Origin of the sequence: Proteus sp. CD3, assembly GCF_008808075.1 — a bacterium.
GTDB lineage: Bacteria > Pseudomonadota > Gammaproteobacteria > Enterobacterales > Enterobacteriaceae > Proteus > Proteus appendicitidis.
In genome coordinates this window covers 2,822,780-2,846,495 of record NZ_CP019686.1, presented here as the reverse complement: position 1 = coordinate 2,846,495, position 23,716 = coordinate 2,822,780, and the positions used below count along the sequence as shown (strand labels likewise).

Genomic DNA, 23,716 nt, shown 5'->3' with positions numbered 1-23,716 from the left:
CATAAGGTGACTTACCGCTAAAAAGGGAACTTAACTTAGTGGTAAAAACCCTGCTTTAATAAAATGCGCTTTAGCATAAGGAGATAATATCTCCTGATATAAACTATAAGCCTGAGAATGAATAAGTGTTGCACAATAGTGTGCGGTAACATTAAAAGGCTTTGGAATATCGAATATCTTTAATTCAGGAAATTGGCTTAATTGTGCTTGGTAGTGCTGATAACCAATAAATGCATCCGTCTGATGTGTGGCAATTAAATAGTGTGCAGCCATCCTACCTTGAGGAATAATAAGTGAATGCTTACCTCCAACCAAAGAAAGCGCTCGCATTTTTAATGCCTGACTTAACTGTGGATTAATTTGCGCAATATTATCAAATAGTTGCCAACTATAATCCCCTGATGGATCTGCTTTAGGAGTGGATATCGCTAATTTTAATGCGGTATTTGATAATACACTAAGCCAGTTATCTTCTTTATTTACAGCAGTACAACGAGCGGTAATGCAAAGCTGATTGGCAATAAAAGGGGCATATTGTAGAGCGAAACCTTTATCAATTAATTGCTTTGCATTACTTTCATCCGCTGAAAGAAACAAATGACAGGTTTCCCCTTGTTCAATCCGTTGACGCAAAAGTCCAGCAGGTCCAAATGTAAGCGCCCACTTTTCACCTGTTTTTTGCTGATGATGCTCAATAAAAGCAGGTAGTGTCGTTTTTAAGCTACCTGCTGCAAAAAGGGAAAACGTCATAGTGTTATATCCTATTCCTTCCCTTGATATTGAGTGCGATAGAATTTTTGATACCAATCATTAGCGGCTTTTTGCATATCAATATCGCTAAATTTTTCAGGATAGAGTTTTTTTGCCATCCACAATTCACCGATTGCCATGGCTTCTGGCATTGGATAACCCCATGCTTTTGCATATTCAGGCATTAAATAAATTCGGTTATTTTTAACTGCACTAATCACTTGCCAACGAGCATCTTGTTTGATTTCATCAACAACTTGAGGGTATCTGTCTTGGATAAAGATAACTTCAGGGTTCCAATCAATAATTTGTTCAAGAGAAACTTGTTTATACCCTTTAACTGTTGACGCTGCGACGTTAAGGGCGCCAGCATGTTCCATCATAAGCCCGGTGTATTTTCCTGAGCCATAAGTGGTTAAGTCAGGATTGGCCATATAGGCACGGACGCGTTGTTCTTTGGGGATATTTTGTAAGCGCTGACTAACTTGCTCACGCTGTTTAAAGGTATCGTTAACTAATGCTTGTGCATTTTCTGATTTATTGACGATATCACCAATCAATAAAATCCCTTCTTTTAGCCCTTCGTTATAAGCCTGTTCTTCGTTTTGTAATGTTGGATTAAGCTTTGATTTATCGTCGTTACTCTCTTTACGTAATGAAATTGCAACAACAGGAATACCCAATGCAGAAATCTTATCAATCATCTCTTTAGGGGCATAATTGGTGACAAAGACGACTTGAGGTTGCAGTTTGACTAAGCTTTCAGCATCAAAACTGGTGAGATCGCCAACTTTAGGCGTTTTCTCTAGCGATGGTGCTAATTGTGCATACCCATCACCAAGTTGTTGCTTCCAGTTGGACATCACTCCAACAACTTTATCCGTTGCATCAAGTTGAACCAGTAAGTTTAGTGTTTGATGTTGTAAAACCACCGTTCTTTCTACTTTGTCTGGAATGGTAACGGTGCGACCAATTTGGTCTACGATTTGTCTATCTGCATAAGAAAAAGAAGAGAGGGAGAGTAAGCCAATACCTAATAAACAGTGCTGTAATAATGCTTTCATAGTCATAAACCTAAGTTAATATCGCTGTATAATAAAATATACAGCTAAAAATAGACAGCAAGTATTATTTTGGCTCAAACTTTAATCATATAAGATGTGTAATCACTTTTATTAGCTTAATTTTTTACTCAACCCTTGAAACTTGCTTAACTATCCCCACTTTTTATTCATATTGATTTTTTTCGCCAAATTAGGATTAATTGAGGTAAAAATGAGTATGAAAGGTCAGGAAACAAGAGGATTTCAGTCAGAAGTTAAACAACTTCTTCAATTAATGATCCATTCTCTTTACTCCAATAAAGAAATTTTCCTTCGCGAATTGATTTCGAACGCATCAGATGCGGCTGATAAATTGCGTTTCCGTGCATTATCAGATGCAGCGCTTTATGAAAATAACGGCGAGTTGCATGTGCGCATTTCCACTGATAAAGAAGCGCGTACTCTGACTATCAGTGATAATGGTATTGGTATGACTCGTGATGAAGTCATTGATAATCTCGGTACTATTGCAAAATCAGGTACAAAATCATTTTTAGAATCTATCGGACAAGATCAAGCTAAAGATAGCCAACTAATTGGTCAGTTTGGTGTTGGATTCTATTCTGCGTTTATCGTTGCAGATAAAGTGACAGTACGCACTCGGGCTGCTGGTGAAAGCGCAGATAAGGGTGTTTTTTGGGGATCTGAAGGCGAAGGTGACTACACCATTGCTGATATTGAAAAAGCTGATCGTGGTACTGAAATTACGCTTCATTTGCGTGAAGGTGAAGATGAGTATTTAGATGATTGGCGCCTGCGTAGCATTATTAGTAAATATTCCGACCATATTTCTCTGCCTGTTGAAATTGAAACGAAAAATGAAGAAGACGGCACAGTAACATGGGAAAAAATTAATAAAGCGCAAGCGCTGTGGACTCGTAATAAAGCTGAAGTGAGTGATGAAGAGTATAAAGAGTTTTATAAACATATCTCTCATGATTTTGCAGATCCATTAAGCTGGGTACATAACCGAGTAGAAGGTAAGCAAGAGTACACTAGCTTATTATATGTGCCTTCAAAAGCGCCTTGGGATTTATGGAACCGCGAACAACGTCATGGTTTAAAACTGTATGTACAGCGCGTCTTTATTATGGATGAAGCTGAGCAGTTTATGCCTAATTACCTACGTTTTATCCGTGGGTTAGTGGATTCTAATGATTTACCACTAAACGTTTCTCGTGAGATTTTACAAGATAGCTCTGTTACACGTAATTTACGTAGCGCATTAACCAAACGTGCATTGCAAATGTTACAAAAATTGGCAGAGAACAAGCCAGAAGAGTATCAAGCATTCTGGAAAGAGTTTGGTTTAGTCTTAAAAGAAGGTCCGGCAGAAGACTCATCTAACATTGAAACTATTGCAAAATTACTGCGTTTTGCGTCAACGCATAACGACAGTGATGCTCAAACTGTTTCACTGGAAGATTACGTTAGCCGTATGGTCGAAGGGCAAGAAAAAATCTATTACATCACTGCTGATAGCTATGCTGCTGCGAAAAACAGCCCTCATTTAGAGCTGTTCCGCAAAAAAGGTATCGAAGTACTGCTGTTATCTGATCGTATTGATGAGTGGATGATGAATTACCTGACTGAGTTTGATGGCAAATCATTCCAGTCTGTCAGTAAAGCAGATGAATCTCTTGATAAACTTGCTGATGAAGAGAAGCAAGAAGAGCAAGAAGAAACTGATAAACAATTAGCGCCTTTTGTTGAACGCATTAAAACCTTATTAGGGGATAAAGTTAAAGATGTGAAATTAACACATCGTTTAACAGATACTCCGGCAATTGTGACCACCAGTGCTGATGAAATGACAACACAAATGGCCAAATTGTTTGCAGCCGCTGGACAAGAAGTGCCAGAAGTGAAATACAACTTTGAGCTGAACCCTAATCATTCATTAGTGAAACAAACAGCAGAACTCACAGATGAAGCACTGTTTGCCGATTGGGTAAATTTACTACTGGATCAGGCTTTATTTGCTGAAAGAGGCTCTTTAGAGGACCCAAACCAGTTTATTCGCTTAGTGAATAAACTGTTAGTTCAAAAAGCGTAACTGTTTTCGTTTTCAAACATTTAAACCACGTTTATCTGAAAAGAGAGCGTGGTTTTTTCTTTTTCGATAAAAAATAAAATGCAATCGCTACCGTGATTTGTTGAGCGATGACCTCACAAAATGGTATGGTAATGCGTTTTCGAGTTTAAATATAAAAAATTAAATGCAAGGGGATTTACGCGATGCGTATCATTCTGCTAGGCGCTCCAGGCGCTGGTAAAGGCACTCAGGCTCAATTCATTAAAGAAAGCTATGGTATCCCACAGATTTCAACTGGTGATATGTTACGTGCGGCAGTAAGTGCAGGTACAGAACTAGGACTGAAAGCAAAAGCACTGATGGACAATGGTCAGTTAGTGACTGATGAATTAGTTATTGCGTTAGTGAAAGAGCGCATCAAACAAGACGATTGCCGTAATGGTTTCTTGTTGGATGGGTTCCCAAGAACAATTCCACAAGCTGATGCAATGAAAGAAGCGGGTATCAACGTGGATTTCGTACTGGAATTCGCTGTACCTGATGAAATTATTGTTGATCGTATTATTGGTCGTCGTGTTCACGCACCATCAGGCCGTGTTTATCATGTGAAATTTAATCCACCTAAAGTGGAAAATCGTGATGACGTGACGGGTGAAGAATTAACAACACGTAAAGATGACCAAGAAGAAACGGTTCGTAAACGTTTAGTTGAGTACCATACTCAAACTGCACCGTTAGTTTCTTATTACCAAAATGAAGCTAAAGCAAACAATGCGAAATACTTCAAAGTTGATGGTACACAAAAAGTAAGCGAAATTAACGCTGAACTGAAAAGTATCCTTGGCTAATTCGTCATTGTGATGATTAATCCCGGTAGAGCCGGGATTTTTTTTATCTTAAAAATAAGAAGATGAGATAAAAAGCACGATCCAATAAATTGACAAGCACAATCCATTATTTTCCTTTATTCTTCTACCTTTTGGTTATCCTAATAAAATAACTCTAAGGAGTCATAGTATGAATAATGCTCAGTATGGTGTTCTTTTGGTTAATCTTGGCACACCTGATGCGCCGACAACGGGGGCTGTTCGACGTTATTTGGCTCAATTTCTTAGCGATCCTCGTGTTGTTGATGTTTCTCCTTTGATTTGGAAACCAATATTACAAGGGGCGATATTACCGTTTCGCTCACCTAAAGTGGCTAAGTTATATCAACAGATTTGGATGGATGATGGCTCTCCCCTTTTAGTTTTTAGCCGAGCGCAACAACGCGCTGTTGCTCAGCGACTACCTAATATCCCCGTGGAGTTAGGGATGTGTTATGGCAATCCATCATTAAATGAAGGGGTTGAAAAACTATTACAACAAGGTGTTGATAACATTATTTTGTTACCACTTTACCCTCAATACTCTTGCTCTACTTCTGCCGCGGTATTTGATGGTGTCAGTCGAATTTTTAAAGACATGCGTACAATGCCTTCTCTTCACTTTATTCGTAGTTATCCTACACATCCGCTTTATATCAAAGCACTGGTCACCTCTATTGAGAAAAGCTTTCAGCAATATGGTAAACCCGATCGCTTAATTCTCTCTTTCCATGGTATTCCTGAGCGTTTTATCAAAACAGGTGATATTTATTATGATGAATGTTGTCTCACAACAGAAAAACTGAAAGAACAATTAGAGGAGCAATTAGGTTATCCTAAAGAGCAAGTCATGTTGACATTCCAGTCACGTTTTGGCCGTGAACCTTGGTTATCGCCTTATACGGACAAAACGATGGAAAAGCTGGGAAGTGAAGGGGTTGAACATGTGCAGGTTGTATGCCCGGGATTTTCATCTGATTGTTTGGAAACATTAGAAGAAATTAATGAACAGAACCGAGAGTTCTTTATGCATGGTGGTGGAAAACAGTATGAATACATTCCTGCATTAAATGATGCTCCAGAGCATATCGACTTGTTAGAAGCGATGATCCGAGAGGTATGCAAAAAATAATTGCTGAATTCAATAAATAAAATTATCGGATTTGGTGATATATTAATTTGATCATATTTCAGTTATATATAAACTTATCTTTTCTCATTTTTTAAGTCTTTTAGTGGAAATCGCTAAAAGTGCTGATAAACGGACACTGCATTACCTAAATTTAGGCAGGAAAATGAATAGTAAGCTTTCAAAACCACAATCTTCAGAAATTGATAAAGGGCAGTTTGAGGATTTCTATCTAAAACAGAATGATGAAATCGATCTTTTTGAATTATTTTCTGTTATTTATAAATCAAAATTTGTCATTATTGGTATCACGTTATTATTTGCTATCGTTGGCTTTACTGTTGCAAGCTTTTTACCACAAAAATGGACGAGCCAAGCTGCAATTACCAAGCCAATGCTTGATGAAATGAAGCAATTAAGAGCCACATTGACCGAACTTAGCTTGGTGGATGTTGATACTGGTGTGAATGGCTCATCTGTTTATCAAAAGTTTATCAATAACTATAACTCTCGTGTTTTACGTGAAGAATATTTAATAAGTACAGACTATTACAAAAGTTTGCTGGCTAAAATGGAAAATCCAACACCATTGGATCAGCGCAAACTAATTGAAGAAATTGTCACCAAAGACATTAATTTAAAAGCTTCAGATAGTAAAAACAGTGAAGAAGAGTTTAGTGGTGAAATCAATTTAAGCTTTACCGCACCAACCTCTGAAGAAGCTTACGATTTACTTTCTGGTTATATTCGCTTTATTTCTACCAAAGTACGCGTGGAAGTAAAAGACGAAATTGATGACCAAATTGAACGTAAATTGAGTTTTGCGCAAAAAGCCTATGAAATGGATTTAGAGCGTATCGCGAATGCGCGTAATGTAAATGTGCAACGTTTAAAATATGCGTTAGAAATTGCTAATGCCGCTGGAGTGAAAAAACCTATTTCCAGTGAAGGCGCACAAATTAAAGATGATCCTGATTATTCGATTGCCATGGGTTCTGATGCTTTAACAAGTAAATTAGCGATTACTGAAGCTATAACTGATCCAACAACAGTGAGCGCTGATCTGAAAAACCGCTTATATAATATGAAACAGTTAGAAAAAGTGAAATTAGACGAGCTTCAATTTGTACCGTTCAAATATATGTTGAAGCCTTACGAACCGACTAAAAAAGACGCACCTAAACGCGCTCTGATTTTAGTTGGTGCCGCTTTTGTTGGTTTCATTCTGTCTGTTATGGGTGTTTTACTGAGCTATATGGCAAGAAGCCGTCGTAAAACCGCATAAAAATATCTTTAAATAAGTAGGTGTACTGACGTACACCTACTGTCTCTCCCATAATATTGTGTTAACATTGCGCATCTTTTTTAGCTGTGTAGCATCGTTCACAATGAAATTCCCTGGCAAACGAAAATCCAAACACTATTTTCCCGTTAGTTTACGAGATCCTTTATTACAACCCATCATCAATATGACGGAGAGCGAATCCTCTCGCGCTTATATCGTGGGTATTGACCAAACATTGGTTGATATTGAAGCGAAAGTTGATGAAGAGTTTATTAACCGTTATAACTTGAGTCAGGGACACTCTCTTGTTATTGAAGATGATGTCGCAGAGGCACTTTATCGTGAGTTAACAGATAATAATCTGATAACTCACGAATTTGCTGGTGGCACTATTGGTAATACGCTACATAACTATTCTGTATTGGCTGACGACCGCTCTGTGTTATTAGGCACTATGTGTAATAATATTCAGATTGGTAGCTATGCTTATCGTTATTTATGTAACACCTCTAGCCGTACTGATCTCAATTATCTCCAAGGTGTTGATGGTGCTATTGGGCGCTGTTTTACGCTGATCACGGAAAATGGTGAACGCACATTTGCTATTAGCCCCGGTCAAATGAATCAACTTAGACCTGAAAGCATTCCGGAAGAGGTGATTGCAGAAGCCTCCGCATTGGTGTTAACGGCTTACTTAGTTCGCTGTAAACCTGGTGAACCGATGCCGCTAGCAACCATGAAAGCGATTGAGTATGCGAAAAAATATGATGTGCCTGTCGTTCTCACCCTTGGCACAAAATATGTTATTGCCGATGATCCACAATGGTGGCGTGATTTCTTAAAAGAGCACGTTTCTGTTGTCGCCATGAATGAAGATGAAGCTTTTGAATTAACCGGGCATGCAGATCCTCTGTTGGCTTCTGATGTCGCTTTAGAATGGGTTGATTTAGTGCTTTGTACTGCGGGACCTGCGGGTCTTTATATGGGCGGTTATACAGAACACAGTTTTAAGCGCCAAACCACACATCCTTTATTACCGGGTGCGATTGCTGAATTTAATCGTTATGAATTTAGTCGAGCAATGCGTCGTAAAGATTGTGAAGAGCCAGAGAAAGTCTATTCTCATATAGAACCTTATATGGGTGGCCCTGAAAAGATCATGAATACAAATGGTGCGGGTGATGCCGCATTATCAGCATTACTGCATGATATTACAGCAAATAGCTATCATCGCATTAATGTGCCAAATTCAAGTAAGCATCCTCGGACTTATTTAACTTACTCATCATTAGCGCAAGTATGTAAATATGCTAACCGAGTGAGTTATCAAGTACTAAGCCAGCATTCTCCACGCTTGACGCGCGGTTTACCTGAAAAAGAAGACAGCTTGGAAGAAGCCTATTGGGAACGTTAAGTTGATATTGTTTCTAAGTCTTGTTTTATCAGTGTGAAATAAAAAAAACCTATCAACATTTATTGATAGGTTTTTTATTGACTTAAATTCTATGGATTTAAGTGATTACCTGTGTTTGATTATTGCGCTGCACTTGGTGCAATGATTTGTTGACCATTTTCAGGTGTATCATCAATAGCACAACCAAACTCAACTTCTTTAATTAGCATATCCGCCATTGCAGATGCTGTTTGATCTTCATCGATAACAACGTGATTTGCACCTTTTTCAAGGATAAAAGAAGCTTCTTCATCATAGTTAGCTCGCACAATAATATCGTCAAAATGGGCGCGAACAATGATATTTAAATCAGGGTTCATACTTCTTGCCGTTTCGGCGACATCGGCTGCTTCATAACCATTAGGTATCGTCAGTAATAAAGATTTAGCACAATCAATACGGGCTAAAGCAAGTGACTCTTTAGTCGATGCATTACCCAGTACGGTGTTTAAACTTTTCTCTTTTAACTCAGCAAATTTATTACGACTATTTTCGATAATCACTAATGGAATGGATTGAGCTAATAATTTTTCAGCTAGCATACTTCCTGCACGTCCATAACCGACGATAATGGCGTGACCACAAATATCAACTGGGACAGGCATCTCTTCTTCCAGCTCTTCTTGTTGTAGCTGTTCCATTTCTTCTTTGGTTTCTGTTTTTGCCAGATAACGGTCTAATAAAGAGAACAGAACTGGGTTTAGCATAATCGAGACTAAAGCACCGGCTAAAACAAGATTACGTGCATCTGGCTCTAAAACGTTTAGCGCCACACCAAGACCAGCAAGAATAAAGGCAAACTCACCAATTTGAGCAAGGCTGGCTGAAATAGTTAAGGCGGTACGTCTGGAATGTCCAAACATGCGTACAAGAACTAATGCAGCGGCTGATTTACCAATAATAATGATAGCCAGTGTTGCTAAGATCCCAAGAGGGTGCTCAATTAATACCATTGGGTCAAATAACATGCCGACAGACACAAAGAACAGCACCGCGAAAGCATCTCTCAGCGGTAAAGTATCTTGAGCCGCTCTATGGCTTAATTCAGACTCATTCAGCACCATACCCGCAAAGAATGCCCCTAATGCGAAGGAAGCATCAAATAAGGTTACAGCGCCATAAGCGATACCTAAAGCTAGAGCGAGTACACTTAGTGTAAATAGCTCACGAGAGCCAGTTGCCGCGGTTTTAGCTAAAATCCAAGGAATAAGCTTACGACCAACAATCATCATGATTAAGATAAAGGCTATCACTTTACCGATGGTGATACCTAAATTGATCATGAGTTGAGAAATATTGGTTTGATCGCTACTTTCTAGCATATTGGCGATAGCAGGGAGTAAAACAAGGGCTAACACCATTGCTAAGTCTTCAACAATCAACCAACCAATAGCAATTTGACCTCGTTGGCTATCAATCAGGCCTCTTTCTTCAAGCGCGCGCAAAAGAACAACGGTACTCGCTGTTGATAGGCACAAACCGAATACAATGCCACTAAATAAGCCCCAGCCAAAAAATGCTGATAATCCGAGTCCTAATAGTGTTGCTACTGTAATTTGGGCAATAGCACCCGGAATAGCGATGGCTTTTACTGCCATCAGATCTTTTAATGAAAAGTGTAAACCTACACCAAACATAAGCAGAATAACGCCAATTTCAGCGAGTTCAGGAGCGAGAGATGTATCAGCGACAAAGCCGGGAGTAAATGGACCAGCGAGTACACCCGCAGCAAGATATCCTACTAAAGGTGAGATTTTTAGCCGTTGAGCGATCATGCCTAAAATATAAGCAAGTGCTAACCCACCAACAATGGTGGTAATGAGGGGTGTTGAATGCGGCATCAATTCTCCTTCTTTTTATAAAACTACATGTATCGGGGGGCGAGTAATATAGCAGGCTGATAGTTTAACGTATTCATGCAATAAATTCGCTAAAAATTATTGATTATTTATAAAAATAGCAAGTTGATTGAGTTTTTTGATGCAAATGCACTTTTTTATGTTATTTTAATCAGTCTTACCTTTTAAAGTAAGAAATACCCTGTTACTAGTTCATTTAGATAACAGGGATAATTACAAGCTATTCAGTTTTATCCACCCCAATATTAGGAAGAAAAATGGTGAAAATACCTAATAGTGGGAGATAAGCACAAATATGATAGACATATTCAATACTCTTCTGATCAGCAACATATCCTAAGACTGCAGCACCAATCCCTCCCATCCCAAAAGCAAGTCCGAAGAAAAGCCCTGAAACCATGCCTGTTTTACCCGGAATTAACTCTTGAGCATAAACTAAGATAGCAGAAAATGCTGAAGCCAAAATCACACCAATGAATACAGTAAGTACACCAGTCCAGTAAAGGCTAGCGTAAGGGAGTATCAGCGTAAAAGGCGCAACACCAAGAATAGATCCCCAAATAACGTATTTTCTGCCAATCTTATCGCCTACAGGGCCACCAATCATGGTGCCAGCGGCGACAGCAAAGAGGAAAACAAAGAGGTGGATTTGTGCATTTTGTACTGAAACGCCAAATTTATGTATTAAATAGAAAGTATAGTAGCTACTGATGCTCGCAAGATAAAAATACTTAGAAAAAATCAGAATAAGTAAAATGGCTAAAGAGCCAAAAAGGGCTTTACGTGGCAATATTGCTTTGTTGTTTAGCACTATTGGTTGTTTTTTCTGAGCTTCTTGTTGAATTTTATACCAACGGCTCACTTGTAATAGCACTATAATGGCCAGTAATGCCGCAAGGGAGAACCAACCGACATTGCCTTTGCCATAAGGAGCTATCAGTAAAGCTGCTAAAAGAGGACCTAAAGAGCTACCTAAATTGCCCCCAACTTGAAAGAGTGATTGTGCCAGCCCGTGTCTTCCACCTGATGCCATCCTTGCAACACGAGATGATTCAGGATGAAAAACAGAAGAGCCTGTACCGACTAATCCTGCTGCAAGTAATAACATTGGGAATGTATCAGCAAAGGCGAGGAGAACAATCCCTGTTAGCGTAAAACCCATACCAATAGGTAATGAGTAAGGCTTAGGATATTTATCAGTATAAAGACCAATAAAAGGCTGTAATAAGGATGCTGTAATTTGATACGTCAACGTTATCATTCCTATTTGCACAAAACTGAGAGAAAATTCAGATTGCAACATAGGATAAATAGCTAATATCAATGATTGGATCATATCATTGAGAAGGTGTGAAAAACTGATAGCAGTTAAAATACTAAAAACCGTATTACGCTTATTGGCTTTTCGTTGTAAAACGTCAGTTTCTTCTATGGGAAGCGTTGGTTCGGCATTGCTCATTTTAATTCCCTGTCACATTATTTTGTTAATAAATTGTTTCTATTTTTATTGGTCTAGTTTACATCTATTTGGAGTTGAGTGCTTTTGTGAGAAATAGAGTTTGATTCATGTCTCAAAAAAACTATTGGATCAATGAAATAATAAAAAAATTATATAACCTACGTCATAAAATACAGCAAAACTGTTTAACTTCTGTCTTCTTTTTCTACTGTAGAACCATGGCAGAACCTTCTCAATAAATAATATACATGGGGATATACCATGAGCTTATCTTTTAAATTATCAGCATGCGCCTTGACAGTTTCTTTAGCGATGGCACCTGCGATGTCTCAGGCATGGGAAAAGGATAAAACCTACGAAATTACTATTTTGCATACCAATGATCACCATGGCCATTTCTGGCATAACGATCATGGCGAATATGGTTTAGCGGCACAAAAAACGGTTGTTGATAACATTCGTGATGAAGTGGCTAAAAAAGGCGGTAGCGTACTGCTGTTATCAGGTGGTGATATCAATACGGGTGTACCAGAATCTGATTTACAAGATGCAGAGCCTGATTTTAAAGGTATGAATCTTGTCGGTTATGATGCAATGGCACTTGGCAACCATGAATTCGATAATCCATTAGAAGTTTTACGCCAACAAGAAAAATGGGCAACATTCCCATTCTTATCTGCAAATATTTATCAAAAAAGTACGGGTGAGCGTTTATTCAAGCCTTACACCATTTTTGATAAGCAAGGTGTAAAAATTGCAGTATTAGGCTTAACGACTGATGATACTGTGCGTATTGGTAACCCAGCAAACTTCCCTGATACTGAATTCCGCAAACCTTCTGATGAAGCTAAAAAAGTTGTAGAAGAACTGCGCACAACGGAAAAACCAGACATTATTATCGCAGCAACTCATATGGGTCACTACGATGATGGTAATCACGGCTCTAACGCACCGGGCGATGTGGAAATGGCGCGTGCGTTACCAAAAGGTTACCTTGATATGATTGTGGGTGGTCACTCACAAGATCCTGTTTGTATGTCTCAAGAGAATAAAAACTACAAACAAGCTGATTATGTACCAGGAACACCTTGTGCTCCAGATAACCAAAATGGTACATGGATTGTTCAGGCTCATGAATGGGGTAAATATGTTGGTCGTGCAGACTTCGAATTCCGTAATGGCGAGTTTACGTTAAAACATTACCAATTAATCCCAATCAACTTAAATCAGAAAGTGAAGAAGGACGACGGTACAACGGAGCTTGTTTACTATACAAAAGAAATTCCTCATAACCCTGAAATGATGAAACTGCTGACACCTTACCAAGAAAAAGGTGGCGAGCAACTGAATGTTAAAGTGGGTGAGGTTGTTGGTAAATTAGAAGGTGATCGTAGTAAAGTTCGCTTTGTTCAAACCAATATGGCACGTCTATTATTATCAGCTCAAGCTGAACGTGCGAATGCGGACTTTGCCATTATGAGTGGTGGTGGTGTTCGTGATTCTATTGAATCTGGTGATATCACTTACAAAGATGTTCTGAAAGTTCAACCATTCGCGAACGAACTAGTTTATGTTGATTTTAAAGGTGAAGAAGTCGAGCCTTATTTATCAGCTGTTGCATGTATGAAAGTTGACTCTGGTGCTTATGCACAATTCTACAATGTTAGCTTAACAGTAGATGCAGACTGTAAAGTTAGCGATGTTAAAATTGCGGGTAAACCATTAGATAAAACAAAATCTTACCGTATGGCAACACTCAACTTTAACGGTATTGGTGGTGATGGTTATCCGAAAATTGATACGCACCCAGGTTATGTAAACACTGGTTTCGTTGATGCTGAAGTATTAAAAGGTTATATCGAATCACATTCTCCATTGAAAGCTGATGATTTCGAACCTAAAGGCGAAATTGTTTACAAAAAATAAATCTTACTAGTCACGCTTAATAGACAAAAGGCGACATTTAATGTCGCCTTTTATTTTGAGTTTAAATCACGTTAATTTCTTATTTTGAGGGAGAGCCTTAAAATAAAAAATCATTATGGGTTATGACTCTTTACGAATAAGTGCAAATTGGGCGCCTAATACAGAGCCTAAATCTTTTGCTGATAATTCAATATCTAAGCCACGTTTACCACCCGAAACAAAGACAGTGTCAAATTCAAGTGCTTGTTCATCAATCACTGTTGGTAAGCGTTTTTTCTGACCTAGTGGACTAATTCCACCCACTAAATAACCCGTAACCTTTTGTGCAATTTGGGGATCTGCCATATCTGCTTTTTTGGCCTTAAAACACTTAGCAACGAGTTTTAAATCTAACTGACCAGAAACGGGTGTTACTGCCACAGCAAGATTTTTAGCATCACCATTTAAAGAAACTAAAAGTGTCTTGAATACTTGGCGATTATCTAAACCTAATTTTTCAACGGCTTCATCACCAAAATTATGGACATTAGCATCATGCTCATAAGGATGAAGGGTAAATTTGATTTTTTGTTTTTCCAGTAAATTTACAGCGGGAGTCATAGTTATTCCTACTTATAAGGTTAGAACAATATTTTTATACTTGGGATGTTAATAAATCGATCAAATTTTCTTCGCCAAATAAATGAAGAGCGCCGACAGTGACTACATAACGACCGGCAGGTAATGCTGATAACGTGCTTACCCATTTTTGGTTACGGCTTTCCATTAAGATATCAAATACAGCTTTACTAAAGGTATTCGGTAACGGCGGTTGTTTCTCTCTACTATTATAATTTAACCACCAATTGATCATGATTTGCAATGTACGTGCGTTCTCGTGCCAATTTTTTAGTGTGTCTTCGAGTAATTGTTGACCATCATGAGGAAAATCCAATAACAATGCGACCTGACTCTCAATGCCTTCAAGTTCTATAATATTTTTTTTGTGTTCATTAGCATGTTGAATGACTTGATAATCAATGCCATGTTGAGGTTGTAATCCGAGTTGCATGGCTTGGGTCGATTGTAAAATTAACGCAATTTGCCAAAGTGGTTTATTTTCAATTTGATAAAGAGAAAGTGAGAGGTCTTCACAATATTGAGTAATTTGAGAAAAAAGCGTTTCATTTAAACGCGTTTCTAAAGGCTCTCTAAAAAGAGAGGCTTGATCAAAAGGCTGTACATCCGTTGAAATATCAGCTTCAACAATAACCGCATCTGCATTTTTTATTTGGTTAATAAGCACATTGGAAAGTGGTGACATTGTGGGAACACCCATATGGATACTGCCCACAAGATGTAAAGAGATATTATTAGGTAGCGTAATATCAACGGCGGGATAAGGGTAATGGACAGTATTTTTTATGCCTACCCAATGTTTGATTTTCTGAAAAATACCCGTCATTTGATATGCTCCTTTAAGTGTCGATCACTAAGCCTCAGCATAACGGATTTTTGATTGAATGAAACAGAGAAAACGAAGCTTTACTTAGCTTTCTCTGTTTTTACTTTAGGCTGAATGACTACCAACTAATGCCAACACCCCCGGCAGAGACCCAGCTATTGGTTTCATTCCATGCTGTAGATGCTCTGACTTTAATATTTTCATTAATACGATATTGCATACCCCAAGCAAGGGCTGTGGCATTACGATAATTACCGATACCAATAGCGGTGCTAAATGTCGCGTTATCGGTAAAAGGTAAATTGCTCATTGCAGCAACAGAGGCAATACCTTGATTGGCACGTTTTTCCACTTTATAAAAACGGTTTTGGGTGTCAGATTTAAAATATTCAAAGTCACTTTTCAATGTTTTAAATTCATTTCTTGAGACTGATTGCTCAGTATAAAGAGTAGCAAAATGGCTTTTTAATGAAATATTGCTTCCATTGATATTTAAATTGTCAATATAGTTTTCTTTGATATCACTAATATCATCTCTATTTTCTCTTATATTGCTAGCATTACTATTAATAGCATGAGTATTTTTCTCAATATCAGTTGTGTTTTTTTCTATGAGATTATTGTTTTTATCAAGAGTAGTGGTATTTTTTTTAATTATACTTTCATTGTTTTTAATTTTTTCTGAATTATTTTGAAGATCTTCTGATAATCTTTTTTTATTGTCTGAAACTAAATTTTTAAGTAAGGAATAATCTTGCTCTTGTAATTGACTCATTTGAGCTAGATCTTGTTTTGTATTTTTTTCTAATAACAATAAAGAACGGTTTTTGGTATTTTGATTATCGATTATTTTATGTAGTCTCTCGGGAGACTCTAGATCATCTAATGTTAATGCACTATCTTGAGTACTGTAGATCATTGTTTCCGCATGCTTGATTAGGTTAATAACTTCATTACGGTTTTTCTCGGTCAATAAATCTTTTTCTAATAAATAACCCACCATCCCCATTTTTAAATCACTATTGTTAGATTGAATATCAATATAACCATTTTTATTAACGATATTTTTCTTTATAAGATCGGCAGAATCGGTTAAATTTCGACTTCTTAAGTATTTTTCTAAATCTTTAGCTACGCCACTATTTAATTCAATACCATAGGCTTCTTTATCTTTATTTGTTCCTTTTACTATAGTAATTAAATTATTATCAACTATCTGATTAAAAATCGTTGATGTTAAATAGCTTTTTTTATTTTCAAGCTCTTCATATTCAGGAGTGATTAAATCAGAAGAAACGTTCGGATTTAATGTGTTTGAAAAAACACAAGAAGAATAAACAATAGATATTGTTGCGATAAAAATGTTTTTATATTTCAATTTTAAATCCTTTTAAAAGTAAAATGGTGTTGATTTTTCATTTATATATTCTGAGTGTTAATTTTTTAATTGATATAAATAAACCGCCTTATTATCAGAATAATTTTAATGTCAATATGGTCTTTATTTTATGAATAATAAAAAATAATGAAATAGTTATAATATATTGCTATTCTAGCGTTAAGAGGGCGGAGTAATGACTCTCTTGTATAATGAGAAATTCCTCTTTGACTGGCCGATAGAAATATCGGCTTTTTTTTAACCTTTTGAAAATATTAATAATCATTGTTCAATAAATAATAAAAAACCCCTTTTACCGATAAGTAAAAGAGGTTTAAATATAATATTTATTTATATGTTGTTAAGTGTTATTGCTTGGGTTTAAAACGCAGTAAACGGTTAGCATTACTCACAACAGTGATTGAAGACAGTGCCATTGCGGCACCGGCAACCACGGGATTTAACAGTGTGCCAGTGAACGGATATAAAATACCTGCTGCAATGGGAATACCTAAACTATTGTAAACAAACGCACCAAATAGATTCTGTTTCATATTACGTAGTGTGCCTTTTGATATTTCAACAGCATCAGCAACACCATGTAAACTATGACGCATTAACGTGATTGCGGCAGTCTCAATCGCAATATCACTACCGCCGCCCATGGCAATACCGACATCTGCTTTAGCTAATGCAGGGGCATCGTTAATACCATCTCCAACCATTGCAACACGACGCCCTTCGGCTTGAAGTTCAGTAATTGCTTGTGCTTTACCTTCCGGCATAACACCTGCAATCACTTGGTCAATACCCGCTTCTTTTGCTATTGCATTTGCAGTAATTGGATTATCACCGGTTAACATCACTAGGCGATAGCCCTGATTATGTAAACGCTGCAATGCACTTACTGTATCTTCTCTAAGTGGATCACGGATAGAGAGAAGGGCGGCAATCTTACCTTCTTGAGCTAATAAGACAGGAGTAACGCCTTTTGCTGCTTGAGTGTCAATAAGTGGATTAATTTCACTAATATCAATACCCGATTCAAGCATCAATTTAGGGTTGCCTAAAAGCACTGTTTTTCCGTTAATTTCGCCGCTTAACCCCATTCCTGCAAGCGTGCGGAATTGGCTTATTTCAGGTAAATCAATGCCTTCAGCTCGCGTTAAAATGGCTTTAGCTAATGGGTGATTAGAACCATTTTCCAACGATGCTGCCAATGCAAGTGCTTGAGTTTCATCTACTTGGTTGAAAGTATGAATTTCAGTGACCTGAGGCATACCTTCTGTCAGTGTTCCTGTTTTATCAAAGACTAAAGTATCCAGTTTGCTCGCTTGTTGTAGTGCATCTGCATCACGAACTAACACACCATATTCAGCCGCACGACCTACACCTGAAATAATCGACATAGGAGTAGCCAAACCTAGAGCGCAAGGACAAGCGATGATAAGAACGGTTGTGATAATCACCAGTGCATAGGTAATTTGTGGCGAAGGACCAAAGAAATACCAAATAGCACCCGCAATAAGAGCGATAGCAACGACAACAGGTACAAACACACCTGAAATTTTATCCGCTAGCTGACCTATTTCAGGTTTACTACTTTGTGCTTGGCGAACTAATTTAATAATACGAGCAAGCGTTGTTTTACTTCCCACGGCGGCGGCTTTAAATAGCACTGAGCCATCTTGAACCGTTGTACCAGCATGAATAGTGTCACCCACTGTTTTTTGCTGTGGAATTGGCTCGCCTGTTAGCATTGCCTCATCCATCCATACTTCACCTTGGATAATTTCACCATCAACCGGTACTTTATCACCTGTTGCTAAACGTAAGGTCATTCCTTGTTTAACATCAGCTAATGGCATTTCAACTTCACCATTTTCAGTTATGACTCTTGCTGTTGGTGGCGTTAAATCTAATAGTCGTTCTAGTGCTTTGGATGAACGCTGGCGCGCTCTTTGCTCAAGCATATGACCCAGATTGATTAAACCGATAATCATCGCACTGGCCTCATAATAGAGATGTCGAGCTTGAACGGGGAACACTTCTGGCCATAAGTTCACGGTAATGGAATAGAGCCACGCGGTTCCTGTTCCTAATGCAACAAGGGTATCCATTGTCGCACTGCGGTTTTTTAAACTCTGCCACGCGCTACGATAAAAATGACCACCCGCAACAACCATCACAAACAGCGTTGCAATACCAATGCCTAACCAGATGTTGTGATTGGACTCTGTCAGCATCATATTGTCGCCGATCATTCCCCAAATCATGACTGGGATACCAACAACTAAGGCCAATGCCGCTTGCCAGCGAAAACGTTTCATATTGGCAACAGCAACTTCTTGCTGACGTTCTCTGCGTTTTACATCATCTTGAATAATTTCAGCGCCATAACCTGCTTTTTCAATGGCAGTCACAAGTGCATCATGATCGATATCACCAGTCACTAATGCACTACGTTCAGCAAGATTTACACGCACATTTTCAACGCCATCAACAGATTGTAATGCTTTGTGAACCTTACTTACGCAACTTGCACAGGTCATGCCATCAATTAAAAGCTGAACACTGCTGTCATCGTCAGTATCGATTTCAGCGCCATTATCAATATCAGCATTCTCAACTGGAATATCACAAACAGCCGCTGACGATGCTTCCAGTTGTGCATGCGTTTGCGTCAGCGGCTCAGTTTTTGGGAAATCAGTACCTGCAAGTTGTGCTTCAAAACCGGCTTCTGTAATGGCGGTAATTAAGGTTTCAGCGGTTGCAGAACCAGTGACTTTTGCGTGTGTTAATTCAACTTCAACGGTTTCAACGCCCGCTGTATTTTCTAGTGCTTTTTTAACTGAAGCGACACAGTGACCACAATTTAAGCCAGATAGCGTTAAATGAATTGCGTTGTCAGTGGGCGCTAAGCTTGCTTGAAAGCCTTCTGCCGTAATCGCTGCAATTAAAGTATCTGCAGTTGCGTCACCAAAAATTTCAGCTGACTCTTTTGTCACATTAACAGCGGCAACACCTTCAACCGCTAATAATGCTTTTTCAGTTTTACCGACACACTTCATGCAGTTAAGCCCACTTAGGCTTAATTTTACATCAGGCTGTGTTGCAACACTTGCTTCATAGCCTGCATCTTCAATTGTTTTGATTAAGCTTTCAGCAGTTGCATCGCTGTCAATTTTAGCGTATTGAATAGTCACAGTTGCCTGTTCTATGTCATTGCGAGCATCAAGTGCTTTTTTTACACTGTTAACACAGTGGGAGCATGAAAGTCCTTGTAGTGCGAGTATCGTAGTTTTTGCCATGTTAATTTATCTCCGACATAAAAGCGTTACCTCTATTATTGCTCAATATTCGGTAACTTGCTTTCTTTAAAGGTTTTTTCTTATCGAGATAAAGGCTAAACCTTTCCGCAAGGGGAAGGTCAAGGGGGAATTTTGAATATTAGTGAAATCGCAAGTAAAACAGGATTAACGGCTAAAGCTATTCGGTTTTATGAAGAAAAAGACTTGATAACGCCACCGGGAAGAGGTGAAAACGGCTATCGCTATTATCAGGCTCAACATATTGAAGAGTTAACTTTATTACGACAAGCGCGAGAGGTCGGATTTAATTTAGAAGAGTGTCGAGCTTTATTAATGTTGTTAAGAAATCCTTCTCGTCATAGTGCTGACGTGAAAAAAGCCACCTTAAAAAAAGTGGCTGAAATTGAGAAAACAATTAATGAGCTTAACGCCATTCGCCAGCGATTACTGTTATTAGCCAGCGAATGCCCCGGAGATGATGGTGCAGATTGCCCAATCATCAATCATTTGTCAGGGTGTTGTCATCACCAGAAACAGTCGGTTTAAGCGCAATCACTTGTAAGGTAATACCATCAATCGCAGTTACTATTACCTTATCGCCGGTAAGTAATGGCGTGTCTGAATAAACACGCCAACTACCATCCGCTAATTTTACGCGACTAAAACCATTTTCAGTATCTGATAATAAAACAGCATGAACACCAATCAGTTGATGAGTTTTCTGATTTAAATTTTCAGCTTCTTTTGATTGTTTTCTGCGTTTAAGCCAAAGGTGCCAAAGTACAGCACTAATAACCGTTAATATCGCAAATAAAATACCTTGAATAGGCCAGCTAATCGGCAATATCCATGTGATCAACGATACACACAGAGCCGCTATTCCTGACCATAAAAGGTATCCTGCTGTTCCTAACATTTCTGTAATTAACAGCAAGCCACCAAGACAAAGCCAGAAAAGTGCAGGTTGAGCACTAATCCATTCAATCATAATTAATTGCTCTTGTTGCCAGAGTCACTTTTTTGGGTATTGAGTAATTCAGAAATACCGCCAATCGCACCCATAAGATTACTTGCTTCTAATGGCATCATAATAACTTTACTGTTATTAGCTGAACCAATTTGAGACAACGCATCAGTATATTTTTGAGCAACAAAGTAGTTAATGGCTTGCATATCACCTTTTGCAATGGCCTCAGATACCATTTGTGTTGCTCTGGCTTCTGCTTCTGCCGCACGTTCACGGGCTTCTGCTTGTAAGAATGCAGATTGACGCTCACCTTCAGCCTTGAGTATTTGTCCTTGTTTCTCACCTTCAGCTTTTAAGATAGCTGCTTGACGAATACCTTCAGCTTCAAGAATGTCGGCACGTTTAGTACGTTCAGCTTTCATCTGCGCATTCATTGCAGAAATCAATTCTTTTGGTGGGCGGACATCACGAATTTCAATACGGGTAATTTTGATACCCCAAGGGTTTGTTGCATCATCAACAATCAGTAACAGGCGGCTGTTGATTTGGTCACGTTGAGAAAGAATTTCATCAAGTTCCATGGAGCCTAATACTGTACGGATATTCGTCAATGTTAAGTTGATAATCGCAAGTTCAAGGTTATTAACTTCGTACGCCGCTTTTACAGGATCGATGACTTGAATAAAGCAGACTGCATCAATGCTGACGTTGGCGTTATCACGAGAAATGACTTCTTGAGAAGGGATATCAAGTACTTGTTCCATCATATTGATACGGCGACCAATACGATCAACAAATGGTACGAGAATTTGTAGCCCTGGAGTCAAAGTTCGAGTGTAACGACCAAAACGTTCGACAGTCCACTGATAACCTTGTGGAACGGTTTTAACACCACATAAAACTAAAATAATAGCGAATAAGATGATAATACCAATGACTATTTCCATATACCTGTCCTAAGTCTGCTTTAATAAGAAAATAAAATTAATAAAGTAAAGAATACACCATACGACGATATTTAGACGCTAAATTATCATTAGTACCTAAGGCCGATAGTATATCCATCAGGGTTTTCTTAACTTGTCCATCACCTGCATTTAGATCTTTTTTGATAAAGCTAAATAGCAACTCTAACGCCTCTTCGTTACGAGCAACTTCATGTAATTTTAGTGCAAGTTGAATGGCAAGATCAGTATTTTCAGGTTGTTGATTAAAATCGTTCTGTAATTGTTGAATTTCAGGCGTATCAGCAGCCTGTTTTTGTAATTCAATTTGCGCTAACAAACTATGGTAGTAACTGTCTTGATCTTGTAAAGGGATAGTAATTAACAGAGTTTGGGCTTCTTCATTTTTATTTAAAGAAATTAAAGCACCCGCTAGCGCAAGTGTAATTTCGCTATTTTTAGGTGCGAGTTGATGCGCTTCTTTAAGCAGAGGTAAAGCTTCCTCTGTTTTTCCTTCAGAAAGTAATTGTGCCGCTTGTGCCGCTTTTAGCTCTTCTAGTTTGGGTAATACATTGGCTAACACTTGGCGAATTGCTTCTTCAGGTTGAGGTCCTTGGAAACCATCAACAGGGCGGCCTTCTTGTAAAATATAAACAGTTGGGATCGCACGTAGACCAAATTGTGAGGCAATCATTTGTTCAACATCACAATTTAATTTGGCCAAAATAAATTGATCAGCAAATTCGGCTGACAGTTTATCTAATGTTGCGCCAAGCTCTGCACAATGAGGACTACGTTCTGAATAGAAATACATCATGACGGGTTTAGTCATGGATTGTTCTATAACTTGTTGAATATTTGATTCATTCACATCAACAATATGTGCAGTTGCTAACATTAACTTGCCCCTTTTTGAGAGTTTTAAATATATATGCGATTTATAACGCTATTTTATTAATAAGTAAGGGTGATTCCTGAAAAATCAAGCCTTGCCACTCTGGCGACTGAGAATAGCATCCATTAAAGCATCAGGTAGAAAACGTTTTAGTATTTTGACGGCGTGAGTTAATAAGGTTACGGGATAACGTATCTTAGGTTTTGGGTTTTCTAAAGCATGAATAAGCTTTTTCACTACATCTTCAGGCGTTAATGTGAAACGACTCGCAATCCCCGGATTTTTTACCGGTTTATCTTTTTCGGCTTGAGCCACATTCTCAGTGAAACACGTTCGTATTGGACCTGGCTCGATTAAACTCACTTTAACACCTGTATGCGCTATTTCCATTCTTAGCGCGTCAGACCACGCTTCTACTGCATATTTACTGGCAGCGTAAGCTCCTCGACCAGAGGTCGAAATAATCCCCATTACAGAGCTAGTTTGAATAATTCTTCCTTCACCATGAGGTAACATTGCGGGTAGAAGTAATGTAGTAAGCTGATGTAAACCAAAGAAGTTAGTAGAAAACTGTTTTTCCATTTGTTGGCGAGTAATAGCATCTAATGGACCATAAACACCAAATCCGCCATTATTAAATAATCCATATAAACGACCATTTGTTAGGCGAATTACTTCTTGTGCCGCATTTTCAACACTTTTTGGATCATCAAGATCAAGATGAATAGGTTCTAATCCCAGTGTTTCCATGCGTTCAAGGTCTTCTCCTTTACGGCAAGCTGCAAGAACTCGATAGCCTCTTTTCTTTAGTGCTTTTGCGGCACAGAGTCCTATTCCACTGGAACTTCCTGTAATCAATACCGTTTTTTGCATAATTTTACAATTAATCTCGTTTAATCTACGTCAACTACT

Annotated in this window: 19 protein-coding genes; 7 read left to right on the top strand and 12 right to left on the bottom strand. The window is 38.3% G+C overall.

The features are described 5' to 3' along the window. Nucleotides 1-30: 30 nt before the first annotated feature. A complete protein-coding gene (locus BTA34_RS12810; protein WP_151435911.1) occupies nt 31-750 on the bottom strand; it encodes a substrate-binding domain-containing protein in 720 nt (239 codons plus the stop codon). 11 nt (nt 751-761) lie between these two features. Beyond that, on the bottom strand, nt 762-1,814 hold the full coding sequence (locus BTA34_RS12805; RefSeq protein ID WP_151435910.1) for an ABC transporter substrate-binding protein: 1,053 nt from the start codon (nt 1,812-1,814) through the stop codon (nt 762-764). Nucleotides 1,815-2,031: 217 nt separating this feature from the next. Between BTA34_RS12805 and htpG the strand changes: the two genes are divergently transcribed. The 5 genes from htpG to BTA34_RS12780 all read left to right on the top strand — a co-directional run bounded on the left by htpG (nt 2,032) and on the right by BTA34_RS12780 (nt 8,582). Next, nucleotides 2,032-3,909: a molecular chaperone HtpG gene (gene htpG / locus BTA34_RS12800; RefSeq protein WP_196735987.1), complete on the top strand. Its 1,878-nt coding sequence runs from the start codon at nt 2,032-2,034 to the stop codon at nt 3,907-3,909. Nucleotides 3,910-4,091: 182 nt separating this feature from the next. Further along, on the top strand, nt 4,092-4,736 hold the full coding sequence (gene adk, locus BTA34_RS12795) for an adenylate kinase (RefSeq protein WP_151435908.1): 645 nt from the start codon (nt 4,092-4,094) through the stop codon (nt 4,734-4,736). A gap of 169 nt (nt 4,737-4,905) precedes the next feature. Continuing rightward, nucleotides 4,906-5,886 carry a ferrochelatase gene (gene hemH / locus BTA34_RS12790; RefSeq protein ID WP_151435907.1) on the top strand — a complete coding sequence of 327 codons (981 nt, stop codon included), beginning with the start codon at nt 4,906-4,908 and terminating at the stop codon, nt 5,884-5,886. Nucleotides 5,887-6,049: 163 nt separating this feature from the next. Continuing rightward, nucleotides 6,050-7,168, top strand: a complete 1,119-nt coding sequence (gene wzz(fepE) / locus BTA34_RS12785; RefSeq protein ID WP_151435906.1) for an LPS O-antigen length regulator Wzz(fepE) — start codon at nt 6,050-6,052, stop codon at nt 7,166-7,168. 103 nt (nt 7,169-7,271) lie between these two features. Next, the gene (locus tag BTA34_RS12780; RefSeq protein ID WP_151435905.1) at nt 7,272-8,582 is read left to right on the top strand and encodes an inosine/guanosine kinase; all 1,311 of its coding nucleotides are present in this window, start codon (nt 7,272-7,274) and stop codon (nt 8,580-8,582) included. A gap of 119 nt (nt 8,583-8,701) precedes the next feature. Here the strand turns inward: BTA34_RS12780 and ybaL are convergent, their stop codons facing one another. Both ybaL and BTA34_RS12770 read right to left on the bottom strand, forming a co-directional pair. Continuing rightward, nucleotides 8,702-10,462 carry a YbaL family putative K(+) efflux transporter gene (gene ybaL, locus BTA34_RS12775; protein ID WP_151435904.1) on the bottom strand — a complete coding sequence of 587 codons (1,761 nt, stop codon included), beginning with the start codon at nt 10,460-10,462 and terminating at the stop codon, nt 8,702-8,704. Between the two features lie 238 nt (nt 10,463-10,700). Continuing rightward, nucleotides 10,701-11,939 (bottom strand): MFS transporter, encoded by a 1,239-nt coding sequence (locus BTA34_RS12770; protein ID WP_151435903.1) that lies wholly within the window; start codon nt 11,937-11,939, stop codon nt 10,701-10,703. A gap of 261 nt (nt 11,940-12,200) precedes the next feature. Between BTA34_RS12770 and ushA the strand changes: the two genes are divergently transcribed. Continuing rightward, a complete protein-coding gene (gene ushA / locus BTA34_RS12765) occupies nt 12,201-13,865 on the top strand; it encodes a bifunctional UDP-sugar hydrolase/5'-nucleotidase UshA (RefSeq protein WP_151435902.1) in 1,665 nt (554 codons plus the stop codon). A gap of 120 nt (nt 13,866-13,985) precedes the next feature. Here the strand turns inward: ushA and ybaK are convergent, their stop codons facing one another. The 4 genes from ybaK to copA all read right to left on the bottom strand — a co-directional run bounded on the left by ybaK (nt 13,986) and on the right by copA (nt 19,998). Continuing rightward, nucleotides 13,986-14,465 (bottom strand): Cys-tRNA(Pro)/Cys-tRNA(Cys) deacylase YbaK, encoded by a 480-nt coding sequence (gene ybaK, locus BTA34_RS12760; protein WP_151435901.1) that lies wholly within the window; start codon nt 14,463-14,465, stop codon nt 13,986-13,988. Between the two features lie 34 nt (nt 14,466-14,499). Next, nucleotides 14,500-15,309, bottom strand: a complete 810-nt coding sequence (locus BTA34_RS12755; RefSeq protein ID WP_151435900.1) for a TraB/GumN family protein — start codon at nt 15,307-15,309, stop codon at nt 14,500-14,502. 118 nt (nt 15,310-15,427) lie between these two features. After that, nucleotides 15,428-16,687 (bottom strand): YadA C-terminal domain-containing protein, encoded by a 1,260-nt coding sequence (locus BTA34_RS12750; protein ID WP_151435899.1) that lies wholly within the window; start codon nt 16,685-16,687, stop codon nt 15,428-15,430. Nucleotides 16,688-17,055: 368 nt separating this feature from the next. After that, nucleotides 17,056-19,998, bottom strand: coding sequence for a copper-exporting P-type ATPase CopA (gene copA / locus BTA34_RS12745; protein ID WP_151435898.1), 2,943 nt, complete (start codon nt 19,996-19,998; stop codon nt 17,056-17,058). Between the two features lie 132 nt (nt 19,999-20,130). Between copA and cueR the strand changes: the two genes are divergently transcribed. Then, entirely contained in the window at nt 20,131-20,544 is a 414-nt protein-coding gene (gene cueR, locus BTA34_RS12740; RefSeq protein WP_151435897.1) for a Cu(I)-responsive transcriptional regulator, read from the top strand. Here the strand turns inward: cueR and BTA34_RS12735 are convergent. The 4 genes from BTA34_RS12735 to BTA34_RS12720 form a co-directional block, all read right to left on the bottom strand. Next, nucleotides 20,498-20,986: an NfeD family protein gene (locus tag BTA34_RS12735; RefSeq protein WP_151435896.1), complete on the bottom strand. Its 489-nt coding sequence runs from the start codon at nt 20,984-20,986 to the stop codon at nt 20,498-20,500. The two genes, cueR and BTA34_RS12735, sit on opposite strands and share 47 nt — an antisense overlap. 2 nt (nt 20,987-20,988) lie before the next feature. Continuing rightward, nucleotides 20,989-21,912: an SPFH domain-containing protein gene (locus BTA34_RS12730; RefSeq protein ID WP_151435895.1), complete on the bottom strand. Its 924-nt coding sequence runs from the start codon at nt 21,910-21,912 to the stop codon at nt 20,989-20,991. Nucleotides 21,913-21,949: 37 nt separating this feature from the next. Beyond that, nucleotides 21,950-22,807: a co-chaperone YbbN gene (locus tag BTA34_RS12725; protein WP_151435894.1), complete on the bottom strand. Its 858-nt coding sequence runs from the start codon at nt 22,805-22,807 to the stop codon at nt 21,950-21,952. A gap of 84 nt (nt 22,808-22,891) precedes the next feature. After that, nucleotides 22,892-23,677, bottom strand: coding sequence for an SDR family oxidoreductase (locus BTA34_RS12720; RefSeq protein ID WP_151435893.1), 786 nt, complete (start codon nt 23,675-23,677; stop codon nt 22,892-22,894). Nucleotides 23,678-23,716 lie beyond the last annotated feature (39 nt).

Coding starts and splice junctions, on each gene's coding strand:
- BTA34_RS12730 (WP_151435895.1), bottom strand. CDS start 21,912: ATGGAAATAGTCATTGGTATTATCATCTTATTCGCTATTATTTTAGTT.
- ushA (WP_151435902.1), top strand. CDS start 12,201: ATGAGCTTATCTTTTAAATTATCAGCATGCGCCTTGACAGTTTCTTTA.
- BTA34_RS12805 (WP_151435910.1), bottom strand. CDS start 1,814: ATGAAAGCATTATTACAGCACTGTTTATTAGGTATTGGCTTACTCTCC.
- htpG (WP_196735987.1), top strand. CDS start 2,032: ATGAAAGGTCAGGAAACAAGAGGATTTCAGTCAGAAGTTAAACAACTT.
- BTA34_RS12725 (WP_151435894.1), bottom strand. CDS start 22,807: ATGTTAGCAACTGCACATATTGTTGATGTGAATGAATCAAATATTCAA.
- BTA34_RS12810 (WP_151435911.1), bottom strand. CDS start 750: ATGACGTTTTCCCTTTTTGCAGCAGGTAGCTTAAAAACGACACTACCT.
- adk (WP_151435908.1), top strand. CDS start 4,092: ATGCGTATCATTCTGCTAGGCGCTCCAGGCGCTGGTAAAGGCACTCAG.
- BTA34_RS12770 (WP_151435903.1), bottom strand. CDS start 11,939: ATGAGCAATGCCGAACCAACGCTTCCCATAGAAGAAACTGACGTTTTA.
- BTA34_RS12755 (WP_151435900.1), bottom strand. CDS start 15,309: ATGACGGGTATTTTTCAGAAAATCAAACATTGGGTAGGCATAAAAAAT.
- hemH (WP_151435907.1), top strand. CDS start 4,906: ATGAATAATGCTCAGTATGGTGTTCTTTTGGTTAATCTTGGCACACCT.
- BTA34_RS12780 (WP_151435905.1), top strand. CDS start 7,272: ATGAAATTCCCTGGCAAACGAAAATCCAAACACTATTTTCCCGTTAGT.
- ybaK (WP_151435901.1), bottom strand. CDS start 14,465: ATGACTCCCGCTGTAAATTTACTGGAAAAACAAAAAATCAAATTTACC.
- BTA34_RS12720 (WP_151435893.1), bottom strand. CDS start 23,677: ATGCAAAAAACGGTATTGATTACAGGAAGTTCCAGTGGAATAGGACTC.
- copA (WP_151435898.1), bottom strand. CDS start 19,998: ATGGCAAAAACTACGATACTCGCACTACAAGGACTTTCATGCTCCCAC.
- ybaL (WP_151435904.1), bottom strand. CDS start 10,462: ATGCCGCATTCAACACCCCTCATTACCACCATTGTTGGTGGGTTAGCA.
- BTA34_RS12735 (WP_151435896.1), bottom strand. CDS start 20,986: ATGATTGAATGGATTAGTGCTCAACCTGCACTTTTCTGGCTTTGTCTT.